Below are 26,599 nucleotides of genomic sequence, written 5' to 3'. Positions count from 1 at the left end.
TTCGAGTTTCGAAACGCTTCTTCCATTCCATACCCCTTCAGAAAGATCCCAAAAAGACAAAAACCCCGGAGCCGAATCGATGTTGATTCGTGAACTCCGGGGTTTCGTTTCGTTACGGTAACCCACAGATTTACAACTAAGTTTGTCCGCCCTGCCAGTCCGAAAATTCGGCAGCAGGTAGACAATGTGAGTAGTTCCTCGGCAAAAAAGGTTATCTGAAGGTCGGATTTTTTCCTCAACTTGGTCTTTGCCGATTCCAAGTTGACACGCCCGGTCTCTGCTTCGTAATGCAGCCGCCAACCGACGAAGCGGCATACACTACGTACCGTACAGTACTGTAGGGTAGAGCCGACGGTAGTGCGGGGGGTAGCGCACTACCCGGCTCTTACCGTGCTACTACCGCGACAATCTCCAAATTTCTTGTATTTCTTCGGATCGACTCGGGATGCATGTGATCGAGCTCGACAGCGCACCGCATTCGGTAGCTAATTCGGACTGACACTCACCGGGTGGCAACACGTGCCGAACAGGTCGCGGCAATGGCGGTCACGCCAGCAATTGCGGAGAATTGCGCCAGAGCGAACGTTTTTCGGGTTCTGTATCCGCAACGGGATAGGAGCCGGAAGGGGTGTACGCTTTACAGCAATTTTCCAGCTAAGAGAGGAGACTCCGGATGAAAAGTAAAATCGCTCTAGTTACATTGGGCTTTGCCTTGGCCTTCGCCCTGTCGTGGTATCCAAGTCGGACCGTTTCAGCGTCATCGGATCCAAGTGTAGATGTCAGGCGAAACGTGACCCTCGTTTGCGGCGGATTCACCTCGAACATTTGTACCGATTTGGAACAAGTCGCCGCCGATGGCACGTTGACCCCCTACAACGCCCCACCCTCCGGCTTGGTGCTTGTGGTGACCGACTTCGTGTGGAAGGCGGCAGCTGTGACGCCTGGGCAGGTCGCCTTTGCCACACTCCACCATCAGTTAACGTCACCGCCCCATGACGTTGCTTTTTCTACTGCGGTGGCAACGCCTGACAGCGCCGCCGTCTCCGAATCCCACTTCAACACGGGTCTATTGTTCAGCGATGTACCGATCGTGTTTGTGTCCAACACGCCGAACGTGGTGATCCTCCAGGGCTACTTGGCCAGACAGCATAACGAATAGCGTCGAGTGAGCTGTAGACAAGTACCGTCCGCGGTCGGGGGACAAGGCATAGACCGACCTGGCTGTCTGGGAATTTCCGGCGCACTGCGAAGCCCGATCATTGCCTGCAGATTAGCCGATAGCCGGTCTTCGATCCTGAACCTGTCGAGAGCCTGTGTTGTCATCCTGAGCTTGCCGAAGGATCCTGTGTTTTTGTTTACGGCTGTTTGCCCGTCATCCTTAAGCCACTTGCGACTGTCACTGGCAATGCGAGATCAGGTATTGCGCATCGCCGATCAGGATTGCCGATGCAGTAGGCATAATTGACTTGCCTGTCTGCGCTTGCACCTCGTGAATGAACGCGCTGTATTGATTAGCGGCAACGTGGCAGTTTGAGCCCCCGAAATTGGCAGCGGCATTGCCGAGTTTTGCCATGAGCGAGCCTCCTGGCTGATTCAAACCGTTTCCTTGCAGCTGGACGATGTCCTGCATGATGCTTTGCGGTGTGACAATGATGTTGAACGTCACGGAAGAGCTACTGTTGTTGCCAACCATATCCGCGGAATCGATCTTAAAAGTATTTGGGCCGAGCGGGAGTGACGTGAGCAGTGGAATCGCTAACCCGTTTGAGAGAACATTTCCCGCAACGGTCGTGCTGCCATTCATTGTGGGCAGGACACTGGCTACACCAGAGCCACCGTCGACGACGTTATAGTTCAGGACCAACGTGTCGGCATGGGTATAACTCGTCGCTGCCGGCTGATTGATGGTAATGACCGGAGGCTTCTTATCGATTTTGTTGCCGAAGATAGGGCCCGCCTGAGTGCTGTTGCCGGCTTTATCTGAAAAAGTGTGTATTCCAGTTGGTGCGTCAGCAGTTTCGGTGTTGGGCGGCAGGCTGGTGGAAAGGGAGAAGCTGGCATCGGCAGCGCTGGCTAGCCCTGAGAGTGAGTCTGAACCGGAGCAAAGCAACGACACGTCGTTGGCGTGCCACTTTCCATCCGGCGCGGCGCACTGAAATGCTGGCGGCGTTCTATCGATCTGAACCCGGTACGCTGCGACGGCGTCGTTACCCTCAACATCCTGGCATTTGGAGGGCAAATCATAGCTACCCTCCTGCGACGCGTAGCTCGGCTGTGACTGGCACGCGACTGGCCTGATACCGGTGCCGCCGGGATTATCAGTCCAGTTCCAGTTCACCGTGATCTGAGGATCGTTGTTCCATCCGAAGCTGTTCTTTGCGGGTGTTTGGCTAGGCGATGCATGTGGTGGAGTGATGTCGCACGTGTAGCCAAAGGTGCTGCCGAGATCTACCGTCTGGGTGTCGTCGCTATCTACATCCCCGGCACCCAAATCGACAATCAGATTGTTGTCGTATGGGATTCCCCAGCGAGTGCTGGCGATGTGGATCTGTCCCACTCTCCAGGTGTTGCTTCCGCCCGAGGAAAGCCGTAAGGACCTCAGCTTGCCAAGATTCTTGCTGGGAATCGTTATATAGGTATCGGCGGAGTGTGTTGGATCATTGCGGTGGAAGCGATGGTCAAAATCTCCCTCGACGAAGACGGTGGATGTGCCGCATTCCCCGGTCAAGTCGAACCTGATTGTGTCGCTGGTGCCATCAGATAATCCGCTCGTAGTCTTCGCTTGGATCGCATACGCCTCAGGCGGGATATAGAACGGGTTATCGGCTGCGGTCGCTACGTAGTGATCGGGGTCGTAATTGTCAATGTAGTTTCTGAGATTCCTGACCGATGCTACGGTGTCGGAAAGAATTTGTGGCTGCTCATCCGAATCGGCAATTAGCCCGTCGACTTCGTCCATAAACGCGAACGCAACGTATCCGATATTAGGAGGCGTGTCGACCGGAATGGGGTAGGCATAGGGAATCGCGAATCCCTTTCCAGGACCACCGTTCAGGTACTGGCCCAAATCCCAGAAGCCACCGAACCCGCCAGCACGGAACCATGAGGCGAAATCGATACTAGGTACAACTCCAGGTGAAAGCGAGTCGACAAAAGGCAAGAGAGGATCGTTCAATCCCAGCGAGACTCCGAAGCCACCGTCTCCAAAAGAAATGTGGTCAAAGTGGGAATCAAGGAAGTCGTTGAAAACCGTTCCGGCGGCATCGGGACCGCTCTCTCCATCCACCTGAACTCCTTCATTGTCATCGAGCCGGCCCCCGAGGGCGAAAAGAGCTCCGATATCGGATGTGCTTCCTACGCTATAAATCACGTTAACGCGAACACCATCGTGATTTAGGTGTGTGTGCACCGCATTTTGCAGATTGAGGACCAGACCGGAAGAGGCGGCAGCAGACTTGATGTCGAGCGTAATCAAGGAGATGTTTACGCCGATATCAGCGATAAGGTGGTGCACGTAATCGAAGTAATCTTCCACCGTCGTCGGCAGGCGCGTGGTTATCACCACGTGGTCGTGGTACATGAACAGACCTGAGGCCCCAGCATGAGTGTTCACGTGGTCCGTATCGGCAGGCCCTACTACGGTAGCGTCCGAGAACCTCATCACGTCGGGCTCAAGCGCATTCGCACCCGCTGCGAGTACGGCATCGACGTCGGATATCTCATTCGGATTATGAGCCACGATGTAAAACGGTCGGGCATGCTGGCCATTCCGACCGCGATCACCTTTGACTGCGGCTCCTGCAGGCAGAACCGTGGTAATGAAGAAAACGATAGTGAAAAAGCGGGCCGCTTTTCCGGTCTTGGCTCGCAGCACAAGAACCTCCCAAAAAACGTGATATGGGGGAATAACTATTTACAGGAGCGAGAACAACAGGGAGGAGTTAAATTGGGAAGCCTGGCAGTGATCCGGCTTGCTCTAGTTGGTTCTCACCCGAACAGATGACTGAGTAGAGTACATTCCAATTTCATTGTCAAGTACAATTCCGGCGTCCATCTGCGCCCGAAACACAGGGGTTGTCCCCGATTTGTTTGTCCCCGATCTGTTCCTATAATGGAAAAAAGTGCCACCCGTCCCATGACTAACTTCGCCAGTCACGCTCTCACTTCGCGCCGTCAGACCATTGCTTACTGGGTGACCACTGCTCTGGTCGTCTTCGAACTGGCCTTGGGAGGCGTATGGGATGTGCTGCGAGTTCCGCAGGCTCGCGGGCTCATCGAGCGTCTGGGCTATCCTCCTTATTTCCTGATGATCCTGGGGATCTGGAAACTGCTCGGCGCGGTTGCGTTGGTTGTTCCCAAGTTCCCCCGACTCAAAGAGTGGGCTTACGCCGGAGTGATCTTCGACTTGACGGGTGCGGTGGCATCGTTATTCGCCGCAGGGTTGATGGGTGTGCGTACCATGGCCTTCCCGATCTTCATGATCGGTGTTGCAGTTGCGTCCTGGGTGCTCCGCCCGCCATCCCGACGTCTCGCTTTCCGCTGAGTTAGCTGAGTGCTGAGTGCTGCCTTTCTGATAGGGGAAACTGAACACAAGAGTTGCCCACGTCATCGCCCTCGAGATTACGTGTCCATCCGTTCGACCCATTGAGCGCGCGATGCGGGAGCCACGAATGGATCCGCAAAGTACTGCGTTTCCCGCGCAACCTTGCTGTCCCTGAACTCCATGATGCTCACGGTGTAAGAGGGCTTGTCGTCATAGGTCAGAATGAATTCGGTGATCCAGAGATCACCGCTGCCAATGATTCGTCGGACAGCAAACCGCTTTTTGCTTGGCTGACTGGCGCGTTGGTTCTGTATGTTCCATCGACCGCGGGTTCGCTCGCCTGACTGCGGGTATTCCAGCACCGCGTCCTCGCGATAGATGCGGTGCTCCGTTTCAAAATCGTTGGCATCGGACGCTGCCCAATGCTGATCCAATGCCGCGCGGATCTCTTGATCCCGCACTCCTGAATCCTGCGTTTGGTCGTCCTGAGCTTGCCGAAGGATCCTGTGTTTTGTTTCGGCTGTTTGTGGATCGTTCATCTCGAGCCTTCCATCTGACAGCAAAGATTTTCGCCGCCATGAAACCGTGCGCGTCCTCTAGACACGGCTCGGCATTATAAAGGCGGCAAAACCGGTATTGCCGGCGGTCTCGCTGCCCACCCTCTTCGCCGCGGCGGACGGAGGGCAGGGCACCCTCGGCTTGGGTTTCTCAACAAGGAAAACCAATATGGGAAGGATAAGGATGGGGCGCCCGACACCCACTTCTCGGGTTCAATAAGGGAAAACAAAGGATGCGGCAACCGGCAGACTTGGTTAATGCGATGATTCAACGAACCTGCTGAAGATAATCCCACGGGCCGATTGCGTGAACAGCTTGAAATCGAAGGCGCGATGGCCGCTGTCCGGCTCCCTCTCTTTCTCGAGACCGTTCTTCGCAAAAACCAGAACGATGCTTCTGCCGTAAAACTCCCTTTCCGAAGCGGCATTGAGCGGTACTCGCAGATTGTTCATGTTGAGGATTAAACGTCCGTTGTCGACCGACAGCGCGTACGTAACGCCAAGTTCCTCGGAATGGAAGTTCCCAACGAATCTGTTTAGTTCGGAGGCGCTTAGCTGCATCGGCACAACCCTGTCGCCAGAGAAATAGAGTTCGCCCGGAATCGGAAGCGAAGCGTGCATCGTGCCGCTTTTGCTCTCGAAGCTGATGACATCTCCCTGGAGGTCGTAAAACTTGTTGGCATCGATGCGCTCGAGGACCGCCCCCCAACCCATCAGCTTTCCATCATTGGCGCTGAAGTTGTAGATCGTCTTTGTGCGCGGATCGAGGTAGGTGCCGGCGAAGTTCTCGGGTCCTGGGAGTGCCGATTTGGGGTGGGGGGTTGGATCTGAAGTGAAATCTCGCTCCAGGTATAGATCTGCGACTGAGTGAGCGAGGGCTTCGGGATCTGAGCTGGAGAGATTGCAAAGCACAATCACGCTGAATCTTTGCTTAGGAAAGCGCAAGTATTCGGTGCGATATCCGAAATTGGCGCCGCTGTGTTCCACAGTGGGCAGGCCGCGATATTTGCCAAGCCCGAGGCCCAGAGCATAGTTGATCCGATTGCCGTTGTTTAAGGCACCAGGGCTTCCTAGTTGCTCGATCAAGGTGCCTTTGCCGAGTTTGTTGGCATCGAAGTTTCGGTCCCAAAAGAGAAAATCGTCGATGTTGCTCATGAGTCCGCCGCCGCCCACGATGTTGTAGGACGTGGACCAATCGACCAGAAAATCGCCGTTCTTGCCCCCATCGTAAGCGGCGACTCGATTCGGGACGATCTGCGTGTTGTCATCGTAGAAGAGCGTGTGCTTCATTCCCAGCGGCCGGAAGATGTTTTCCGCGGCGAACTGAGCCAGTGATTTCTTCGTGGCGCGGCCGACCACTTGGCCGAGCAGGAAGTAATTTGAGTTGCTATAGATCCATTCCTCGCCAGGAACGTTATTCAATCCTTTTTGCTGTGCAATGAGCTTGAGAAGATCGGCGGCGGAATCGAGCTCGGCCGCTTTCCGGCCGGAGAGCGCGATGAGATCAAAAAAGTCGCGGAATCCGCTGGTGTGATGCAGCATCTGGCGGAGCGTGACGGGATGTCCATAATCAGGAAGCTCGGGAAGATACTTATGGACGTCATCGTCGAGGGAAAGATAGCCTTGCTCGGAGGCAAGCACAACGCTGGCGGCCGTGAATTGTTTCGATACCGAACCCATATAGAAGACCGATTCGGGTGTGAGGGGGACGCCGAGTTCAAGACTCGCGCAACCGAACGCCTTTCTATATATAAAGCTGCCATTCCGGATTACTCCGACAACGCACCCGGGAGAACCAGGCTTGCCGAACGCAGCGAAAACTTGGTTGACTTTCTGTGCAGGATCATCAGCGGCGGCGAATGCTGCGTTGGCGATGGTAAGGCTTAGGAGAACCAGCAACGTCTTCATCATCGGTTGTGCTTGCCAGCCATATCTCATTAAGACGGCAAAATTGACGCCACGTCTCCGCTTCCATCCCGGCTTTCTTCATCCCGCCACGCGCGCAGCGATGAAAACAAAATGCATTTTTTCTAGGCGCTTCCCCTTCGACTTCTCAGGGTACGCGCCGGCCTTCGGCAGAGAGGAATGGGTTTGTTCCCACGGTAGACGTTCATGCCAGGCTCCGACTAGAAATCGGTGGACAGGCTGAGTTCTTTCCAGGCTCTCGCTTCTTCTAATCGTGCAAGGTCGTTCTTCTCCGCCCCGTTATACGCATCGCTGCCGAGCAACAGCCGCAACGGAGGTTTCTGTTCCTGCGTCAGCCGAACGATCGCTTGAGCCGCCTTCTTCGGGTCTCCGGGCTGCTTACCGTTATAGGCGCGCTGAAACCTGGCCGTTGCTCCAACAGTCGAGTCGTATTCGGGATGCCCTTCGCTCAGCTTGGTCGAACTGCCGGCAAAGTCCGTGCGGAAGCCACCCGGCTCGACGATCGTGACCTTGATGCCAAGCGGTGCCACTTCGCGCGACAAAACTTCGGAGAAACCTTCTACTCCCCATTTCGCCGCCGAATAAGGCCCGCGCCCTGGGGGTCCGATCCTTCCGCCCATCGAGGAAAACTGAACGAAATGGCCCGCCTTCCTTTCGCGAAAGTATGGGAGAGCTGCCTTCGTCACGATGATTGTCCCGAAGAGATTGGTTTCTATCTGTGCGCGGAAATCCGACATCGGCGTATCTTCGACGGACGAGAGATTGCCATATCCTGCATTGTTGATAACAACGTCCAGCGAGCCAAACGCATCGATTGCCGTCTTCACCGCACCGGCAGCCGACGACTCGTCGGTCACGTCCAGCTCGAAGAGCTTCACCTGGTCACCGTAGCGCTCCGATAGCTCACGCAGTGACTCAATGTCGCGAGCTGTCGCCAACACCTTATTGCCCGCCAAAAGGCCCGCTTCGACAATGGCGCGACCCAGACCGCGAGAGCTACCTGTGACTAACCATACTTGCGCCATTCGATCCTCCTATTTGCGGAGTCCGAGCTACTTCGAGACCGCACGTGCTGCCGGAAACACTGTATAGCAAGAAATTACGATAGCGCGTCCTGCCGAACGACGGGCTATCCGGAAGTTAAGCGAATGGCGAGTGAACTCAAGTCTTGCTGGCGAGTGCTTGATGTTGCTTTAGCTCATTGCTGACGGCTGAGTGCTGACTGCTGCCTTTCGAAGAGTCGCCCACATCATCTCCCGCCCACCCTCTCCGCCGCGGCGGACGGAGAGGACGGCAACCCGCTTCATGGTTCGGTAAGGGAAGAACAGAACCAAGGGCAGGGCACCCCGCCAAAAAAAGGCCCCGGCCCCGTGCACTTACCGCGGACCATTCTTTCGAAGTGCTGCGTCCTCGGAAGTCGGTTTAGAATCCGCTTCGTCCGGAAAAAGGTCCTTTTCTATGCGTCTGCCAAATTCAGCGAAATCCTGTCGAACGAGGTTGGGTCCTGGCTCTACATTTTTCAGTAACGGGACTTCGGACCTCGACAGCGAACCAAACATCCCCTGATTCTGAGAATAAAAGCTATCCAGAATGTCTGACAGCATAAAACGGTTCAAATACCCCAGAACACTCTCGACATCGGAAACATTTAGCGTAAAAACTGGAGACACGGTTTGTGCAAATTTATCTCTCTGAAACACAAGATCGAATTGTTCGTTGAAGTATTTTCCCAGATAGGGAACAGAAACGCTGTCGTCCAGGCATATCAAGATCGGGTATATCTTAGTCACACTACTGTGGCAGATACCTTCGATGCGCTCCCCATCTAGGAAGCGGGAAATGCTTTTGCTGAGCTGAGCGACTCCTTTTGCGCCCTCGTCGTCGCCGTCGATAAACTTTAGATGGAGCTCTTTTCTAAGCTTCGCAACATCGCCTCCGTACTTGCAGTCGGCTCTAATCGTGCTGCTCTTGTGTTCAAATGTGAGGAGCCGTTGGCCCTCTAAGAGACATGCGTCAAACGCTTGGTCGCCATTCTTGAATTTAGGTTCCGCAATGAAACGTCCTCCGGCTTTGTAGCTTCTAGACATTATTGAGTTCACATATAGTTCGAACACTGCACCCCAAAATGAGAAGAGTCGACTCCTCTGTTTACTCTCCAGCTCGGAGAAAATCGTCCAGAACAGACCGCGACCAGCCTTCCCGACAAGGAACCCGGGATCAAGGCACGTGTAGATGGAGGAACCAACTTCAATAAGTGGGTGAGCTTGAAACAACGTCAAGTCATCTCCAGGCCTATCGCTAGATGAACGGATCTTGTTGGCAAGCTCCGGTTCTGGAATTGTGATTTTGTCAAAGAAGCGTTTTGCCTTGTCGGGGGGAATCGCCGACTTTTGAAAGAATGTGCCTCGCAGGATCATGGCCTCTGGTGAAGGCAAATCTTCGAGTCGAACATTGAGGAACTTTGTTGCGCAGCCAAACACTAACTCGCTAAAGGCGGTATAGGAATTACCCATTGCCTTCTCGAATTCTGCGTTGACAGGAACGAAGTCGCTCCTAGACCTCAACGATTGCTCGCTTGCGGCCATTTCGAACATTTTTCGGGCCCTAGCAATTTCCATTGGGTACTGGTCGTGCGGCACATAGTCCGAGAAAGGGAGAGTATTCGCGAGTTTCTCCAGCGTGCCATCTTGGGGCGAAGGAACAAAAGGCAGCATCAGATCGTTCGCCATCAGGCACGCAAGCCCAATCGCCTCAAAGTCGTGCTCAGTTTTTGGCCATAAGCCACTTTCCGCACAGGCGATAGAGGATTGTTTGACCAGATATAGAAGTCCGATCCGCGAGAACAGGATTCGGAAGTTAGTGCCACTGCGGATTTGGTCGATTTTCTTTGAATACGACGGCAGGAAAGTTCGGGTAAGCTTAGCATCGACATCAAAGTCCAAATTATTCTGCCAAGTTCCGAGTACACAATTCAGCTTTGCTAACAAAAAAATCACTTCGTTCCGTTGATACTTTGCCAATAATCCCAGGAGATCAAGCAGCTTGGATTCTCGTCCAACGACTTCCCGGTAAGTAATGAGAACTGCGTAACGGCTCACTTTCGCTTATCCTCCAGTGTGATGTGGGGCGGATGGCCTGGCGAGCCGCGTCCTCTCGTTCCGCCGGTCCCAAACGAAGGATCGGAGACGTCTTCGCCTGCATGCGGCAGATTCTACTTGAAGGAGTTAGAGGAGCCCTAGACGGTCAAACTCCATAAAATACCCTCGGATTCGATGATGGATATTCAACAGATTCTCCACGACGGGTTTGCCCTTGAGGGCGGCGGGTTCCCCAAAGGCGAGCTCAAAATGAAAGTACATATGCTCCTGTACGTCCGCTTCCGAAACCCACGCCAAGCGGTCGCCCCTATTAAGATCGAAGGCTGGTTTCCACGATTCGGTGAGAAACGCTCGATGACTGTGTTCGGAATCAATCGAAGCAATACCGAGGAAGTTCTTCGCTAGTTCTCTAACTTGGCTCGGAGCCATGCTCTGCATTCTGGTTTGCGAGTTTACAGTGAGTAGTAGGCGGTGCTTGTCGATATTGTTCAGGCAGTGAAGGTGCCATAGGAGTTCGTCTGAGCCTCCTTCGTTAGCCTCGATCTTCTCAAGCTCCTTCACCGCTATTCGCGAGAGTTGCGTCTCGAGTTTCTTAAGTTTAGCCTTGCGGTCCTTCTCCAGCTTGGCAATCGGAAAGTACACCTTATCGAATGGACCGCTTGAGTTCGTTCCCACGCAGACTAATCGATAGGCAAGATGATCTAGGGCACTTCTTAGATTGTGGATCGCATCTCCGGCAATGAGTGGCATCGTGACCGGAACGGGAAGAGCGTCGCTAAGCCGATAAGTTCGCCCACCTGGGTCATCCTCGAATTCAACCGGATATGCGTCAGTGTCAATTGCAAAGTCGGCCCATGCAACTCTGAGGTTGAAGATGAGTTCTTCAGCCCTATCTAACTTCGCAAAGAACGCAGTGGGATCCTTTGGCGGAGCAGGCACTTCGCCAGCATAGCAAAATCACCGCGCCACACCTGGGCGGGTAGCGCATCCTTCTGTTGTTCTGCCTAGAATTGCCAAAGCGTGGGTGCCGCACTCTGCGCGGTTCGCAGGGTGCGCCTATCCATGCTGTCATTGGCCCGTAACTGAACTCCGTCGTTGACTTACTCTGCTCACCCCCATAACATTCCCGCCCAATGGCGAGCCCATCTCAACTCGTCGGCCAGACTATCTCGCACTATCGCGTGATCGAGCGGCTTGGCGGCGGTGGGATGGGAGTGGTGTACAAAGCGGAGGATCTGAAGCTCGGCCGGTTTGTTGCCCTCAAGTTCCTTCCTGACGAAGTTGCCAGTGACCCGCAAGCACTTAGCCGATTCCAGCGAGAGGCGCGAGCTGCATCTGCGCTGAATCATCCGAATATCTGCACCATTCACGAAATCGGGGAGTCAGACGGACGCACATTCATCGTAATGGAGTTCCTTGATGGGATGACCCTGAAGCACCGGATCGCTGGCCGTCCGCTGGAAGTGGAACTGCTTCTCGATCTGGGAATCGAGATCGCGGAAGGGCTGGACGCAGCGCACTCAGAAGGAATTGTCCATCGCGACATCAAACCGGCAAACATCTTTATCACCAAACGCCGGCACGCAAAAATTCTGGATTTTGGCTTGGCAAAGGTGACTGCTGGCAGAAAGCTGGAACCAGCGGGAGGGTTGTCGGCTCCCACAATGGAATCGAGCGCCGAGCATCTGACCAGTCCCGGTATCGCCGTCGGGACAATCGCGTACATGTCGCCCGAGCAGGTTCGAGCTAAGGAACTGGATGCCCGAACAGACTTATTCTCGTTGGGCACGGTTTTGTACGAAATGGGGACGGGAACCCTGCCGTTTCGAGGCGACAGTTCGGCGGAAATCTTCGACGCCATCCTAAACCGTGCGCCTGTTCCACCATTGCGGTTAAACCCGGAGCTTCCGCTCAAGCTTGAAGATGTGGTCCAAAAGGCGCTCGATAAGGATCGTGATCTCCGCTACCAATCGGCTGCCGAATTGCGTTCAGATTTGAAACGCATCCTGCGCGACTCAAATTCAACGCATGTATCCCAGGCCGATCAAAGGATCACTGGGCCCGTTAGCCGACAAAAACTCGTGACTGTCCTGATTGCTGGGTTTTGCGTACTTGCCGTGACGATTGTCAGTATTCTGATATTCCGACTTTGGAAGTCAGACTCGACCCTCCCTCGAACCCACAGCCTCCAAGTTGTTCAATTGACTAATTCGGGAGCTTGCAAGCATGCGGCTATTTCTCCTGATGGCAAGTACGCGGCCTATGTGGAAGAAAACGCCGGAAAGCAGGGGATTTGGATTCGTCAGATCGCGGCCGCAAGCAGTGTCCAAATCGCGCCAGCGAGTGAGGACGATTATCTCGGACTGACATTCTCTCCCGATGGCACTTCGATTTACCTTGTCCGTCATGACAAGCCAGAAGAGGGTGCAATTTGGAACTTGTATCAGATGCCTATTTTCGGAGGAACTCAGCGGAGAGTCTTGCGCGACATTGATAGCTTGATCGGTTTTTCGCCGGATAGGAGTCAAATCGCATTCGTACGCAGTTTTATCGGGGACAAGGTGTCAGGCGACAATTTAGTTCTGGCAAATCTCGACGGCACAGGCGAAAGGACGATTACTACGATGAAGTGGCCGAAGGGAGCATTTGCCCAAGGCGGCGCTCCGGCCTGGTTCGACGACGGTCACTCGATTGCGGTAGGCTCACTAAAGCTCGGATCCGCAGGCGATAGTGGCTACGTAACCGGCTACATAGGCAGTTTCAACGTGTCCGATGGCCATGGACAAACGCTGTCGTCGTATCCCTGGCGTCTCGTCTCGCACGTAGCTTTGCTCCCCGGCTCTGCACAGATGCTAGTGAGGGCTCGGGACAACGAAACACCACTCAGCAAATTATGGCTACTTGATTCCCAAGGTGGCGGAGTTCGTCGCATTACAAACGATTTGAACGATTACGACGACCTGAGTTTCTCACCTGATTCGAAACAGTTGGTTACGGTACAAAAGAACCTCTTGTCTACTCTTTGGCTTGTAAGTGCGGCAGGTTCAAGACCAATCACAGCCGGGACAGGCAAGCGCGATGGGATTCCGAGCGTTGCTTGGGCTGCGGACGGAAGAATCCTCTACCATTCCTTCAATGATGTGTGGATGACGAGTCCTGCTGGACTCACGTCGTCGCAGTTGATTCCCGGAAATGCGACCAAAGTTGGCCCGATGAGCGTTTCGCGCGACGGTCGGGTAATTGTCTTCAGTTCCGGCGGTCAGATTTGGAAAATGGATGCAGACGGAAATAATAAGAAGCAACTAACTAACGGCGGTTCCGATACAGATCCGCAAATCTCCGCTGATGGAAAAGTTATCGTGTACTGTTCGTTCCGGCACTCAACGCCTACTCTATGGAAGATGACGGTGGATGGAACCGAGTCGAGTGCATTGACTGAACTTCGCCCATTAACTGCGTACACGTCGATATCGCCTGACGGACGCTTCGCTGCCTTCTGGTCAAACTACCGAGGCACATATGCCGGCCGTCTGGCGGTGATTCAATTGCAAGATGGCTCGCAGCTGAAGACGTTCGAAGCACGGCCTTGGGTCTCGCCTGTCTTCCGAGCTCCCCTTGGATGGACCCCCGATGGTCACGCCATAACGTATGTTGTGACCAGGAACGGTGTGTCGAACCTGTGGAATCAGCCTGTGGACGGTAGCTCCCCAAAACAGCTAACGAAATTTACCTCCGACTTGATCTTTGACTTTGCTTGGTCACCTGACGGGAAACAATTGGTTCTCTCACGTGGCAATCAAACCCGCGATGCAGTACTGATTACAAACTTCCAATAGGACGGGAAAATCGGAGCCAGGGAAAATCGCCAGCCTGCCGGGTGCCGCACCCTTCTCCTCTATTTGAAGGTGCGTTTCACAACTCGCGTCGAGGCATCTGCGAGTGAGATTCCAATCAAGACCACTCATTCAACCTGCAGCACTAATCCAACCCATACCGTGGCGCGAACTCGGGTCGCAGCGTTTCTAAGTACCATTCCTCCAGAGACTTGAATTCTGATTGGGGAGCGTATGTCGACGACAGAGTCACGTACTTGGCAGTGGGCAGGTCGATAGCAGACAAAAAGCATCCCCTCTGAAAAACAAAGAGGTTCGGCGCCATTCCTTCCTTCTTGAGCGCCTCGTTGAAAGATTCGGTATCGTCACCGATTACGAAACACTGATTTGGAGCACTCTCAACACTGGGCCGAAGTATCGTTTCGGACTCAAACAGGTCTCCGCCACCAGTGATACGCCAGAATTCAAGCAGATCAGGTGGGAGTTGGATCTGAGCACGTTGCGTCCACGCATCTAGTTCAGGGGCAGGAATAGCTCCAAACCAGCAAAACGCATGTGGCACACGGAGAGCGTCATCGAATATCAGCGCCATCGAATCTTTGTTCATCCCTCGCTCTGGGGCAGTCCATACTCCACTGCCGGCAGTTCTCCGTCAGATTGGCGAACGGACGTGACAGGCCACAAGAGAGAGCAGCAATCAGCACTCAGCATTCAGCAATCAGCGAAAACCGGTCCAGGGCCTCTCATATCAGAAGCGCTTCTCAGCTGAGATCTGTATTTGAGTACCAAAAAAGAATTCGGTCCTGGTACTTGAGGAAGAATGCGCGTGCTGCCCGCGGCTGGCCGCCGAAGTCATAGAGCCACGCAGATCTCTTTGCGGTTCATCGAATTCCACCCAGTACACTATAGCTTCGCCAGTGCAGTTTGCGGCGCCGGCGAGAAGCCGAAACCATGATCTCGCGAATCCTGATTGGCGCATCTGCTGCGATGATCCTGTACCTCGGGAGCGTGCATCTGGAGTACACGTTCTTCACCCACAACTTCAGCCCTACCGAAGAGCAGCTGGAGACGGCGATGAAGCAGGTTCCACCTCGTATCTCCAGCGAAATGACGATGTGGAAGGCGTGGATCGGGTTCAACGTCAGTCACAGCATAGCGTTGATCCTGTTCGGCTTGCTTTATGGTTACCTGGTCGTGTGCCAATGGGAAGTGCTGCGAAAGTCGTATTTCCTGATCGGGCTCGGATTGCTGGTGCTGGTGGCGTATGTTGTCCTGGCCCGAGTCTTCTGGTTTAAGGCGCCATTGATCGGAGTCTCGGCGGCGACGTTGCTCTACGTTGCCGGATTTGTTTGCGCGTTTGCCCGTCGTTGAGAGACGCGACGAGGTGAAGCTAAAGCCGCAGTGCCGAAATGGCACCGCAAGCGTCCTCTCTGCACGGGTGCCAAATTGGATCCCTCGCGCGAGAATCATCGTCATTAAGGGAAAGATCAAGCGTGGGACACCGACGAATGCGATGCCGCCTGGGAGGAAGCGTGGATCACGGGCCGAGCACTTGCCGCCGTTCTCTTTTGACGTTTATTCTTAGGAGCCTCCGATGACAGCCTCTTCTCTTATCTCACTGTGAAGGAGTCATGAACATGAGTCTATCCTCATTCTTGGCAATCAGACCTCCGCTCGCCTTCCTGACGATCGCGTGTTTGTCCGTCTGCAGCGCAGCACAAACGCGAACGGCGCCCAGTACTCCGCAGATCGGATCGGCAAACACTGTCACAGCCGATCCACCGATCGCGCGACCGGGCACGCAACCTTGCACAGTTCAGCTGTTTTCCAATCTGATGTTTGCCGATTTCACTCCTAAGACATTCCCATATACTCCTCCCGCGCAATGCCCGGGTCCTTGGGCAAAAGTTGTCTTTCAGGCGGACTATAGCGTTACAGCGGGCCGTCAGTTTGACCGCACGGCCAACGTCTGGATCGGCGGGACAAACGTCTACTTCGGCACCACGCCTGAGCCGTCGCGGACCGTGGCCCGCTCCTGGCATGTCGAGAGCGATGTCACCGACTACAGCGCGCTCTTCACTGTGCCCCAACCTGGCAGAGCAGATCTCGGCAACATCGTGAACAGCACTTTCACCGGCGTGCTGTTTGGAAGCGCGAGCCTGCAGTTTTATCCTTTGGCGCAATCTCAACAACCCCCACGCAGCGCAGATGTCGTGCTGCCCATGACGGGCGGACCTGACGGCGGCAGCGTATTTCTCTTTTCCCCCGCCGATCAGAACGTGCGCACCTTCGCTCTTCCCACGAATATCGAGCGTGCCTACCTCGATATCATTGCGCAAAGCCAAATCGGCGACGAATTCTGGTATTTCTGCGTGCCCAATGATGTCGCAGGTGAACTGGAGTCGTGCGGCTCAACCGCCTTCCGCGAGGTAGAGGTCGCCATCGACGGACAGCCGGCGGGCGTGGCTCCCATATATCCCTGGATCTACACGGGCGGCATCGATCCTTTTCTCTGGCGCCCCGTTCCCGGAATTGAAACCTTGAACTTCTCTCCATACCGTGTCGATCTCACGCCATTTGCCGGTCCGCTCAGCGATGGCAAGCTGCATCAAATCGCGTTCAGTGTGTTCAATAATGGAAATTTCTTTGCGACTTCCGGGACGCTGCTGCTCTATCTCGATGCGGCGTCGACTCAGGTAACCGGAGAGGTGACCACAAATACGATTGGCACAGCGAATCCAAGTGTGGTCGAGAACCTTTCTACGGCAGCCGATGGCACGGTTACAGGTACGGTGAGCGTGAGTTCCTCAAGAGCATTCGAACTTGCAGGCTTCGTCAAGACCGCTCACGTCGAGATACGAACTGAAATCAATCAGAACATCGACTTCTCCAGCGTACAGACGTTCCGTGTAAACGCGACCACTCCAACCGGCACGCCCGACGTGCAGAATGCCAACCAGAAGACAACGATCTCTTCGCTGACCAGCCGCAGGGGAGAAGGACATGAGGAGAATACTTTCCTGCATGCGGAATATCCGTTAGCGCTGAATTTCTCGTTTACCCAGAATCCTGATGGCACCTTCACGCAGGCGACGAGTATCGATGAAAGACTCACACGAGGAGAATTGCACAGCATCGGCAATCACCCCATCAGCTTTACCTTCCTGCAGCGGACCAATATGCCAAGCGACACCCTGCTCTTTAATTCTTCGTTTGGCGTGACAGGGAACCAAAACCAGAGCAGCACAGAAAAGTACTTCTACAGCGACTCCACCGGCGCCTGCTTCAGCCGTACTGTCACCGCAGCCGCCGGAGTTCTGACTTCGGTCAGCGATGGAGTTGGTTGCAGCCACTAGCCGCCAGAACAGATGCTTTTAAATCTTGTGCCGAAAGAGGAAAGGCCGGGCCCCCTGGCCCTTCCCAGGGTTCCGGCTGGGTAGCCCATCTTTTGATTCGGTGTTTCTAGAGATCTCCCATTACGGAACTGTGGGTGCCCCATCATTCGCTGGTGTTAGGGTGGGTTAGCTGTACTGGTGGTTACACGATTTTGACTTCTATGGCTGTTCCATTATCGAAATTCGGGAAAAGCGTATCGCCATCCTTTTCGTAACCCCACCCTTCGAACGACGCGAAGGATAGGGGCACCGCTCCCTTCATGCGCGTCGTCCGTCCGGCTAAACTAAAGAAAGGGACCTTTGGGTTCAGACCCCAAACCTCTGCTGGCATGCGTTGGGTTCTCTGAACACGCTGGATAACTTCCGGATTGCCGACAATCCATCCAGAAGTCGACTACTTGCTGGTTAAAATAGGATGGCCGCCATGCGCGGGGCCTACCTCCGAGGCACTCGAGTTGACTTAATAACGAAGTTCTAGCTCTTCGGGAACCTTGGGGCAAAGGTTGTCTCCGATGTTGCAAGGCCAAATGCCATCTTTACGTAGAGAAATTTCGAGCCGAGATCAATCCAAAGGGGTGTTACGGGGATCGCGGCTATTCGCATTGATCTTGGTCCTTCTGACCGTGGCTCCGGCTCAGACCCCGTCCCCGCGACGAATACTGATTTTGAATGAAGTTGGGACTCAACATCCAGCAATATCCCTTATTGATCAGCACATCCATGCGGCGCTGCAAAAATCGCCCTACCGAATCGAGTGGTACAAAGAGTACCTCGACACGATTTGGTTTCCCGAGGTGGGCGATCAACAGCATTTTCGTCAATCCATCATTGACAAATACAGGAATCGTCAGCCAGATGTAATCATCACCGTTGGTCCGACGCCTCTTCGATTCATGTCTGAAAAGCACAAAGAGGCTTTTCCTGGGATCCCTATCGTCTATTGTTTGCCAAATGCAGACGCGCCCGGTGTTCCGGAGCTGGACCACGACTTCACCGGGGTCGAAACGGACCTAAATGCCGCTGAAACTTTGAAGGTTGCCCTGGTTCTTCGTCCCAAAACAGAACACGTGTTCGTGATTGGGGGAACCTCTTATTACGACAGATTGCAAGAAGCTGTTGTCAAAGGTCAGCTCAAACAATACGAGCAGAACAGCGACATTTCGTACCTATTGGATCTCACAATGCCTGCGCTGTTGGAGCGCGTGCGCAACTTGCCCGATCACAGCATCATAATTTTTACTGCTATTGGACGTGACGCAGCAGGAACCCGCTTCGCGAGCAGTGGTGAGGCAAGTCCAAAGATCACGACTGCCGCTAACGCGCCGCTGTTCAGTCTTTTTGACATCTACCTGAACCACGGTGAGGTAGGTGGCTATCTTTCCAGCGTCGCCGACCAAGGGACCGTCGCGGGAGAGATGACTCTCGAACTTCTGAATGGCAAGAAACCGCCGAATATTCCAAGACAGAAGTCAGTGATCGCCTACATGTTCGATTGGGGAGCTCTCAAGCATTGGGGAATAAAGGAGAGTGCCTTGCCGGCGGGCAGTATCGTGCTGAATCGGCCGCCCAGCTTTTGGCATGCGTACAAGAAATACATATTCATCGCCCTACTGGTGTTACTGGCTCAGTCACTGGCAATGTGCGTGATTGTCATGCGGCGGTTGAAGAGGGGGCGCGCCGAATCGGAACTTGCTGAGAGCGAGAAGCAATTTCGTTTGCTCACAAATACAGCTCCTGTCCTGATCTGGATGTCCGGCCCAGACAAGCTCTTCACATACTTCAACCAACGATGGCTCGACTTCACGGGGCGCCCTGTGGAAGTAGAGCTTGGCGACGGCTGGACTGAAGGTGTTCACCCGGATGATCTCGACAAGTGTATGCAGAGCTATGTGACCGCTTTTGATCGGCGCGAGCCCTTCACCCTGGAATATCGGCTGCGCCGAAAAGAGGGGGATTACCGTTGGGTCATGGATACCGGCGTGCCGCGAATCAATGCCGATGGCTCATTCGCCGGCTACATCGGTTCAGTGGTAGATGTAACCGAGCACAAGCTCGCGGAAAAAACTCTTGCAGAAGTTGGAGGAAAACTCATCGCCGCGCAAGAACGGGAGAGGACTCGGATTGCTTGGGAGCTTCATGAGGATATCAACCAGCAGCTTGCGCTGGTATCCGTCACGCTGGATCAGTTCAGACAGAATCCGCCTCGGTCGACTTCAGAAACTAGCGGCCGAGTGGCAGGTTTTCTGAAGCAAATAGCGGATGTCTCCGAGAGCATCACAGCGTTATCGCATCGACTGCACTCCTCCAATCTTGAATATCTGGGCGTCGTAGTCGCCATGCAAAGTTTTTGCCGCGAGTTCTCCGCACAACATCATGTGGAAGTGCGTTTTTCGCACGAAGCGGTTCCGGACAATCTGCCGCGCGAGATCTCGCTGTGCTTATTTCGCGTGATGCAGACGGCGCTGGTGAGCGCTTTGGAACACAGCGGCGTGAAGTCGTTTGACGTCGCGCTCCACGCGAGCAACGAGCGGGTGTACTTGTCCGTCCACGATGCCGGTGTCGGATTTGATACTGAAGAGCTGAAGGGCGATGGAATTGGGTTGATCAGCATTCGTGAGCGAACACGATTGGTGAACGGAAAAGTCGGCATTCACTCCAGACCGAACGCTGGGACCACCATTGAAGTGGAGGTCCCGCTTACTTTGGAACTCGCCCAATCCACGACCCAATAGCCTTCTCAAAAACGTCGGGGAAGGACAACATGCGCCTTTTCAAAATTTTACCCGCCGCCCCATTCGGATTAAGCACTTGCACCCTTGCGCTTCTTCTTTCCTTTGCAGTTCCAAGCGAGGTCGGCAAGCGCCAAGTAGCGTTTGTCTCCGGCAGCAGTCGGAGCATGCGAGACGAACTCTGCTAGCTGTGCGTTACCAACACAGGAACTCAATTTCCGGATGGCCGACAATTCGGACAGAGCAAGGATTGTGGAAGGGTGCCGACAATCCACGAGTGACTTGAGCCATTGATAAACGATGGGAGGATGCGACTAGTTGCTTCGCCAACCAAGCCGCGTTTCGCTGGACGAATCTCCCACTTCCGGCTAGGATAACTCGCGCCGAATCAGCCTCTCACGCTTGAATTGCAAGTCAGCAAAAGGCTGAGAGCACAGTTCCTGTCCCGGAGATCTTACCGTGAAACGCAGATTCGTCCTTCTACTCCTATTGCCAGTCTCTTTGTTGTTGGGTTTGCCAGCGGCGCAAGCGCAGGTACCCTCCAATGTCGAGCGAATCCATTACCACCGCTTCGATAACAACTACGCGGGTTGGACTGTTTACGCCTTCAATGACACGACAGAAGACACGGGAAATTTCAATGGTGGCCCGGTGCAAGTCACAGGAACCGACAGCTTTGGCGCATATTTCGACGTTGGTCTAAAACCGAATGCCCAGGATCTCGGCTTCATTATCCATCTTGTCAACGCAAAGGATCCTGGCCCCGATCAGCACGTGAACCCACAAACCCAAGGACATGAGATCTGGGTTATCTCTGGTTCGACTACGATTTATACGAGCCAACCTGTAATACCTCAGCCCGGGCCCGTGGCTGCGAACAAGGAGCGCATCCACTATCACCGCTTCGACAACACTTACTCTGGCTGGACGCTATTTGCGTTTGGCAACACTACTGAAAACACCAGTGACTTCAACGATGGGCCGCTTCAACCCGCGGGCATTGACAGTTATGGCGTGTACTTCGACGTCGGACTCACATCCGGCGCTACCGATCTGGGATTCATCATTCATTTTGGCGGGTCGAAAGATCCCGGCCCGGACGAGCACGTAAACCCGCAGACGCAAGGGCGCGAAATCTGGGTGATTTCGGGTTCCACCACGATCTACGCTATCCAGCCCACCATAGCCGCACCGGGTCCGGTAGCCGCCGACCATGAACGCATTCATTACCACCGCACGGACGGAGTCTATGCTGGGTGGACGGTTTACGCGTTCGGTAATACCACTGAGAACACTAATGATTTCGGCGATGGGCCGGTGCAACCGAGCGGGATTGACAGCTACGGAATCTTCTTCGATGTTGGACTTACTGCCAATGCGACCGATCTCGGATTCATCATCCATCGTAGCGGAGAGAAGGACCCCGGCCCCGATCAGCACGTCAATCCGCAGACGCAAGGGCATGAGATATGGATCATCTCCGGCTCCACTACGATCTTTACCACTCAGCCAACCGGAGCGCAGTTGCTTGCAGGACTCCTCGGGCGACTGCAGGCGGTTTGGATCGATAGCTCCACAATCGCGCTGCCACCTTCCGCCGTGCAAGCAGGCAACACTTACTCGCTCGCGAGTGATCCAACCGCGTCGCTCGTGCTTAGCACTTCGGGAGTCAGCGGCGGGACCACCTACGCACTGACCCAGGATGCTGCAGGGCTCACGCCGCAGCAGTTGGCGGAATTCCCGCAACTGCATGGCTATCGCGTATTTCACCTGCCCGCGTTGGAAGCTTCAGTGGTCGACAGCGCATTGAAAGGTGAACTCATCGTCTATGGCGTGAACGGCTCCGGACAACTGGTGTACGTGACGCAGGTCCAGACATATGGGATGCTCGACGATCTCTTTGCCTATCAGGGCACCCTGGGCGCGGTAATCGAGCACGGATCGATCGCTGTGAAAGTTTGGGCTCCGACCGCACAGTCCATCGCATTGGAATTGTTCGACAGCGCAAATCAGACCGTGCCCTCCGCCACAATTCCGATGAAAGAAGAGAACGGAGTCTGGTCTGCGCTCGGCAATTCGACATGGAAGAACAAGTACTACCTCTTTGATGTGCACGTGTACGTTCCATCCGCGCAGAAGATTCTGGAAAACTTGGTTACCGACCCGTACTCGTTAGCCCTATCGCTGAACAGTCAAAAAAGCCAGATCGTGGACTTGGAAGATCATGCGCTCGAGCCGCCGGGATGGGATGGTAACCGTGCACCCCAACTCAAGCGGCTGAACGATCTCTCCATTTACGAACTGCACATACGGGATTTCAGCGCAAGTGATGAGAGCGTGCCCGCGGCACTGCGGGGAACGTATCTGGCATTTGCAAACCCTGACTCCGATGGCATGCGCCATCTCCGGCAGCTCGCAAAGGCGGGCCTGAAGGCAGTCCACCTGCTTCCCAGTTTCGATATTGCCAGCGTCAACGAAGACAAGTCCACTTGGAAGGATCCCGGCGATCTCACAACGTTCGCTCCGGATTCCGCTCAACAGCAGGCCGCAGTGCAGAAGGTCAAGGACCAGGACGGCTTCAATTGGGGATACGATCCATGGCATTTCCTTGCGCCGGAGGGAAGTTATGCGGTGAATGCGGATGATCGCATCCGAGAATATCGCGCGATGGTCATGGGGCTGCACAGGGCCGGGCTGCGCGTGGTTCTGGACCAAGTGTTCAATCACACCAGCGCGGCAGGGCAGGATCCGAAGTCGGTCTTCGATCAGATCGTTCCCAACTACTACTACCGCCTCAATCCCGACGGACAGATCTACAGCGGCAGTTGCTGTCCTGATACGGCGAGCGAACACGTCATGATGGAGAAGCTGATGATCGATGCCCTGGTCACTTCGGCGAAGGAATACAAGATCGACGGCTTCCGCTTCGACATCATGAGCTTCCATTCTGTTCCCACGATGCAACGCATTCAGCAGGCATTGCGCGGGCTAACCATGCAGAAAGACGGCGTGGACGGCAGCAAGATTTATCTGTACGGCGAAGGTTTCAATTTCGGGGAGGTCGCAAACAACGCGTTCTTCGTCAATGCGTCACAAGTGAATCTCTATGGCAATGGCATCGGATCGTTCAATGACCGCATTCGGGACGGAATCCGCGGCGGCAATCCATTCGGCGACCTTCGCGAGCAGGGCTTTGCCACAGGGCTGTTTACTGATCCCAACCCGAATTTCTCGTTCGGAGATCAATCGACACAGAAGGCACGGCTGCTGCATGAGGCCGATTGGGTGCGCGTTGGACTTGCCGGCAACTTGCGCGATTTCCAGTTCACTGACAGCAACGGAGATACCGTCACCGGAGCACAAGTGGACTACCAGGGCCAGCCGACGGGCTATGGGGCCACTCCCATTGAATCAATCAACTACGCCTCGGTACATGACAACCAGACGCTCTTCGATGCTGTGCAACTGAAGTCGCCGCTTTCGGACTCTCTCGATCAGCGGGTCCGGCGTCAGAACCTAGCCATGAGCCTGGTCGCTCTCGGGCAGGGAGTTCCCTTCTTTCTCGCAGGCGATGACTTGCTGCGATCGAAATCGATGGACAAGAACAGCTACAACTCCGGCGACTGGTTCAACCGCCTCGATTTCACTTATCAGGCCGATAATTGGGGAGTGGGTCTACCCGTTCAAACCGACAACGGGTCGGATTGGCCGATTGAGCAGCCACTTTTAGCCGATGCCGCAATCCGTCCGGGACCCAATGAGATCGCCAGCAGCCGGGAGTGGTTCCAGGAGTTGTTGCGTATACGCAACTCGTCAAACCTTTTCCGGATGGGAACGCTCGCGGAAATCCAGGCCAACCTGCAGTTCCTCAATACCGGGCCGAGCCAGATTCCTGGATTGATCGTGATGAAGCTGCACAATCCTGGCGCAAAAACAATCGTCGTCGTCTTCAATGGCAGCACGCAAACGCAGATTTTCCAGAACGACGCGTTGAAGAACTTGAATCTCCAACTTCATCCGGCTCTACGGGCGTCGAGCGACAGCGTCGTCAAGCAGTCAACCTATGCCAATAGCGGCACAGTGACCGTCCCTGAATTGACAACTGCGGTGTTCGTGAGCCAGGGCTTTCGGGAAGACGACAAGGATTGATCGCTTTAAAAAATGCAGAGGATATTTTTTTTCGAAATCTTCAACAGCGCGGTAAGTCCCGCGCATGTATGTAGCACTAGACACCGACGTTGAACAGACTGAGCCCCCAAAGTTCAGCCTCCAAAGCGTCCGGCCGGATTGGTACTAGAAGTCGGCATAGCGGAGTGATGTACCGGGCGGATTACGGGCAACTCGGAAGTAATCCGTATTTCCGCGTGCGAACTTACAGGACCGCTTGTCGCAATCGAACTGAGATAGACCTTTGGGTTACCAACCCAAGCGCCGGTCGCGTCGGTATTTGCAACACATAGTTTCTGGATGGCCCTTCAACCAGGAGCAATTGTGATCACTTCCCAGAAGCGGACTTCTGGACAGCAATAACTTCCGTGTTGCCCGTCACTCGACCAGAACCTCGATTAGCCAATTGGGGCCTTGAGCGTAAACGCCTGTTCCAGACAGTTATCTTCGGCTACCATGCAAACGCAGGAGAGATTAAGTGGCTGGACTTGCACTTCTACCTTGGGAACAATGGATTGACGCAGTTATCAATGCCATCAAGAGGAAGCTGTACAGGCAACGATGGAACCGCGATCTTGCAATCAGTGCGACGTGGCCGCAAGCCGAAGGAACCGTATATCAAGTCAACTCCGACGCTTCTAATCGGCGGGAAGAAATCGTCTACTATTACTCAACACCGTCCGGTCAACACTCAGGCTTTTTTTGGCATTGGTTTGATTCTTTTGACGAGCCGGACACACGCGCTGGCGGCATTATCAAGTTGCGCTATGACCCCGACGATCATGATAAATCGGTTGTCGTCAGCTTCCCGCTAGTAATCAGGTGAGCACGACACTCTTCACCCGCTCAGTCCATAGATGTTGATAAATCGCCATTTCACTCAAAACCGCTCAATGAGCGTAATCGCCTGTTTGCATTAACTGAGGCGTGAGTTGCGGGAATTGATGGCAAGAGAGCGTAGCGTCGGTAACTGCGAACACTGCCACGGCCACTTCGGCTATTACCTCATTCATTCAGGCTTCAATGATTCCATTTACGCCTACTGCGACGCCTGCGGAAAAACCGCGATTCTTTCGGTGTTGGACAAGCGAATGCCCAAGCTGCCGAACTGCCCACCTTATGAAGAGATGTGTTCCGCGATGGAACCTTACCTGGACCCGTGCGACTGCGGTGGTCAGTTCAGAAGAGGTGCAGCACCACGTTGTCCGCGTTGCGGCGAACCACTGTCTGCTGAATCGGCGACGTTATATATCGAGAGTAATGCCCCCGGCACAGAGAAAGGATGGCGTTGGCAGAGAACTTGGAAAAAGCTTTACTGCATCGTCATCGAAAACAAGATGGTCGAGAACAACTTCCGATGAGTGCTGCTCGTCCTATTTGACACCGCAGACTCATGGTTGGCGTAACATCGCCATTACACTCATCGTCAATGAGCGCTATCGCCCTGACAGCGTTAGTTGCTCGAAGAAGCGAACTTTGATTTGTTCGATCTTCATCGCCCGAGCATCGTGTAGCGAGCTTGTTCGCGGCCTCGATTGCGAACGCCGGGCGCGGCGTTGCCGAACCGTCAGAGACTACTGGGAGGAAACCGGCGAAGACCAGTGAGCGTCGCGGAACTGCCAGCGTCCCTCGCGATACTCTGCAAGCCCGGTAAAGTACCCCGTTTCGGTAACGTTGTGCCCGGCGGTGTCGACTTGAATCTCGCGCCATGAGACCGCGACCACGGCGAACTCGTTGGTGAGTGGATCGACGCGCAAATCATCTCCCCACTTCAATTCAATGTGACGGATGGTTTGTGCGAACTTGCGAGTACCTTCCTGTGCGGCGGCAGTATTCGGGAATGCCATCTGGCCGTTGACGGCCATAAAGAATGCGGGACTCGCATCGAAATACTTGATCCAAGCCGTGGGGCCGTCCTGAGTGACGGAATGGGAGACGGTCTGCATGAACGCGCGCACGGCTTGGTCGACCGAGGCAGCTTCGTCCGGGGTCACGGAGTGGGAATGGCTCGCGCCAGCTCCCGAAGGAACGCAGGCTGCCAACGTGATCGCCAAAAGCAGAGAACGGATTCGCAACTCGCGCGAAAGGAACAGAACACGAAGAACGCGAGTCGAAGACGACATCGAAAACCTCCATCGACCGACGAGCCGGAATAGCGAGGTATAACAAAGGGAATCTTGTGCGTCAATTGGCGAAACATCTCTATTACGCGTTTTGACCCTTGATCGAAACTCGGGCCGATTCTCGGTGAGCGTAATCTGATTTCAACATCTACGGTTTCTCTTCGGCTGTCGTCGGTGCCATCGCGCTTTCGGCATTGAGGTGTTGGTCCTGTCGCTGGTCGAGCCGAA

Annotated in this window: 17 protein-coding genes; 9 read left to right on the top strand and 8 right to left on the bottom strand. The window is 54.5% G+C overall.

The window, feature by feature from the left end:
• The first annotated feature begins 673 nt into the window (after nt 1-673).
• Nucleotides 674-1,159 carry a hypothetical protein gene (locus VNX88_14580; protein ID HWY69894.1) on the top strand — a complete coding sequence of 162 codons (486 nt, stop codon included), beginning with the start codon at nt 674-676 and terminating at the stop codon, nt 1,157-1,159.
• A 237-nt stretch (nt 1,160-1,396) separates the two neighbouring features.
• On the opposite strand, the gene VNX88_14575 is transcribed toward VNX88_14580, so the two are convergent.
• Nucleotides 1,397-3,874 carry a hypothetical protein gene (locus VNX88_14575; GenBank protein HWY69893.1) on the bottom strand — a complete coding sequence of 826 codons (2,478 nt, stop codon included), beginning with the start codon at nt 3,872-3,874 and terminating at the stop codon, nt 1,397-1,399.
• A gap of 237 nt (nt 3,875-4,111) precedes the next feature.
• On the opposite strand from VNX88_14575, the gene VNX88_14570 reads away from it, so the two are divergent.
• Nucleotides 4,112-4,543 carry a DoxX family protein gene (locus VNX88_14570; GenBank protein HWY69892.1) on the top strand — a complete coding sequence of 144 codons (432 nt, stop codon included), beginning with the start codon at nt 4,112-4,114 and terminating at the stop codon, nt 4,541-4,543.
• Between the two features lie 77 nt (nt 4,544-4,620).
• Here VNX88_14570 and VNX88_14565 read toward each other — a convergent pair whose 3' ends face one another.
• The 5 genes from VNX88_14565 to VNX88_14545 form a co-directional block, all read right to left on the bottom strand.
• The gene (locus tag VNX88_14565) at nt 4,621-5,082 is read right to left on the bottom strand and encodes a nuclear transport factor 2 family protein (protein ID HWY69891.1); all 462 of its coding nucleotides are present in this window, start codon (nt 5,080-5,082) and stop codon (nt 4,621-4,623) included.
• A 273-nt stretch (nt 5,083-5,355) separates the two neighbouring features.
• Complete coding sequence (locus VNX88_14560) at nt 5,356-7,011, bottom strand: serine hydrolase domain-containing protein (protein HWY69890.1); 1,656 nt, start codon at nt 7,009-7,011, stop codon at nt 5,356-5,358.
• Between the two features lie 215 nt (nt 7,012-7,226).
• The gene (locus tag VNX88_14555; protein HWY69889.1) at nt 7,227-8,051 is read right to left on the bottom strand and encodes an oxidoreductase; all 825 of its coding nucleotides are present in this window, start codon (nt 8,049-8,051) and stop codon (nt 7,227-7,229) included.
• 351 nt (nt 8,052-8,402) lie between these two features.
• Nucleotides 8,403-10,124, bottom strand: coding sequence for a hypothetical protein (locus tag VNX88_14550; GenBank protein HWY69888.1), 1,722 nt, complete (start codon nt 10,122-10,124; stop codon nt 8,403-8,405).
• A 126-nt stretch (nt 10,125-10,250) separates the two neighbouring features.
• Entirely contained in the window at nt 10,251-11,063 is an 813-nt protein-coding gene (locus VNX88_14545) for a hypothetical protein (GenBank protein ID HWY69887.1), read from the bottom strand.
• A gap of 194 nt (nt 11,064-11,257) precedes the next feature.
• Here VNX88_14545 and VNX88_14540 point away from each other — a divergent pair, with 194 nt between their 5' ends.
• Nucleotides 11,258-13,960, top strand: coding sequence for a protein kinase (locus VNX88_14540; protein HWY69886.1), 2,703 nt, complete (start codon nt 11,258-11,260; stop codon nt 13,958-13,960).
• A gap of 142 nt (nt 13,961-14,102) precedes the next feature.
• On the opposite strand, the gene VNX88_14535 is transcribed toward VNX88_14540, so the two are convergent.
• Nucleotides 14,103-14,564 carry a hypothetical protein gene (locus VNX88_14535; protein HWY69885.1) on the bottom strand — a complete coding sequence of 154 codons (462 nt, stop codon included), beginning with the start codon at nt 14,562-14,564 and terminating at the stop codon, nt 14,103-14,105.
• Nucleotides 14,565-14,908: 344 nt separating this feature from the next.
• Between VNX88_14535 and VNX88_14530 the strand changes: the two genes are divergently transcribed.
• The 6 genes from VNX88_14530 to VNX88_14505 all read left to right on the top strand — a co-directional run bounded on the left by VNX88_14530 (nt 14,909) and on the right by VNX88_14505 (nt 25,609).
• Complete coding sequence (locus tag VNX88_14530) at nt 14,909-15,328, top strand: hypothetical protein (GenBank protein HWY69884.1); 420 nt, start codon at nt 14,909-14,911, stop codon at nt 15,326-15,328.
• A gap of 266 nt (nt 15,329-15,594) precedes the next feature.
• A complete protein-coding gene (locus tag VNX88_14525; protein ID HWY69883.1) occupies nt 15,595-17,313 on the top strand; it encodes a peptide-N4-asparagine amidase in 1,719 nt (572 codons plus the stop codon).
• 704 nt (nt 17,314-18,017) lie between these two features.
• Nucleotides 18,018-20,084 carry a PAS domain S-box protein gene (locus tag VNX88_14520; GenBank protein HWY69882.1) on the top strand — a complete coding sequence of 689 codons (2,067 nt, stop codon included), beginning with the start codon at nt 18,018-18,020 and terminating at the stop codon, nt 20,082-20,084.
• Between the two features lie 456 nt (nt 20,085-20,540).
• On the top strand, nt 20,541-24,230 hold the full coding sequence (gene pulA, locus VNX88_14515) for a pullulanase-type alpha-1,6-glucosidase (GenBank protein HWY69881.1): 3,690 nt from the start codon (nt 20,541-20,543) through the stop codon (nt 24,228-24,230).
• Nucleotides 24,231-24,726: 496 nt separating this feature from the next.
• Nucleotides 24,727-25,074, top strand: coding sequence for a DUF3592 domain-containing protein (locus VNX88_14510; protein HWY69880.1), 348 nt, complete (start codon nt 24,727-24,729; stop codon nt 25,072-25,074).
• A gap of 118 nt (nt 25,075-25,192) precedes the next feature.
• Complete coding sequence (locus tag VNX88_14505; protein ID HWY69879.1) at nt 25,193-25,609, top strand: hypothetical protein; 417 nt, start codon at nt 25,193-25,195, stop codon at nt 25,607-25,609.
• A 213-nt stretch (nt 25,610-25,822) separates the two neighbouring features.
• Here the strand turns inward: VNX88_14505 and VNX88_14500 are convergent, their stop codons facing one another.
• Nucleotides 25,823-26,371 carry a hypothetical protein gene (locus tag VNX88_14500; protein HWY69878.1) on the bottom strand — a complete coding sequence of 183 codons (549 nt, stop codon included), beginning with the start codon at nt 26,369-26,371 and terminating at the stop codon, nt 25,823-25,825.
• Nucleotides 26,372-26,599: the final 228 nt, after the last annotated feature.

The organism is Terriglobales bacterium (genome assembly GCA_035567895.1).
GTDB lineage: Bacteria > Acidobacteriota > Terriglobia > Terriglobales > Acidobacteriaceae > Gp1-AA112.
This window is presented reverse-complemented; position numbering and strand designations above follow the sequence as displayed.

Bases quoted from the DNA above. Each gene is read 5' to 3' on its own strand.
- VNX88_14505 (HWY69879.1), top strand. From the start codon at position 25,193: ATGGCAAGAGAGCGTAGCGTCGGTAACTGCGAACACTGCCACGGCCAC.
- VNX88_14525 (HWY69883.1), top strand. From the start codon at position 15,595: ATGAGTCTATCCTCATTCTTGGCAATCAGACCTCCGCTCGCCTTCCTG.
- VNX88_14580 (HWY69894.1), top strand. From the start codon at position 674: ATGAAAAGTAAAATCGCTCTAGTTACATTGGGCTTTGCCTTGGCCTTC.
- VNX88_14535 (HWY69885.1), bottom strand. From the start codon at position 14,564: ATGAACAAAGATTCGATGGCGCTGATATTCGATGACGCTCTCCGTGTG.
- VNX88_14565 (HWY69891.1), bottom strand. From the start codon at position 5,082: ATGAACGATCCACAAACAGCCGAAACAAAACACAGGATCCTTCGGCAA.
- VNX88_14530 (HWY69884.1), top strand. From the start codon at position 14,909: ATGATCTCGCGAATCCTGATTGGCGCATCTGCTGCGATGATCCTGTAC.
- VNX88_14500 (HWY69878.1), bottom strand. From the start codon at position 26,371: ATGTCGTCTTCGACTCGCGTTCTTCGTGTTCTGTTCCTTTCGCGCGAG.
- VNX88_14540 (HWY69886.1), top strand. From the start codon at position 11,258: ATGGCGAGCCCATCTCAACTCGTCGGCCAGACTATCTCGCACTATCGC.
- VNX88_14570 (HWY69892.1), top strand. From the start codon at position 4,112: ATGGAAAAAAGTGCCACCCGTCCCATGACTAACTTCGCCAGTCACGCT.
- VNX88_14555 (HWY69889.1), bottom strand. From the start codon at position 8,051: ATGGCGCAAGTATGGTTAGTCACAGGTAGCTCTCGCGGTCTGGGTCGC.
- VNX88_14560 (HWY69890.1), bottom strand. From the start codon at position 7,011: ATGATGAAGACGTTGCTGGTTCTCCTAAGCCTTACCATCGCCAACGCA.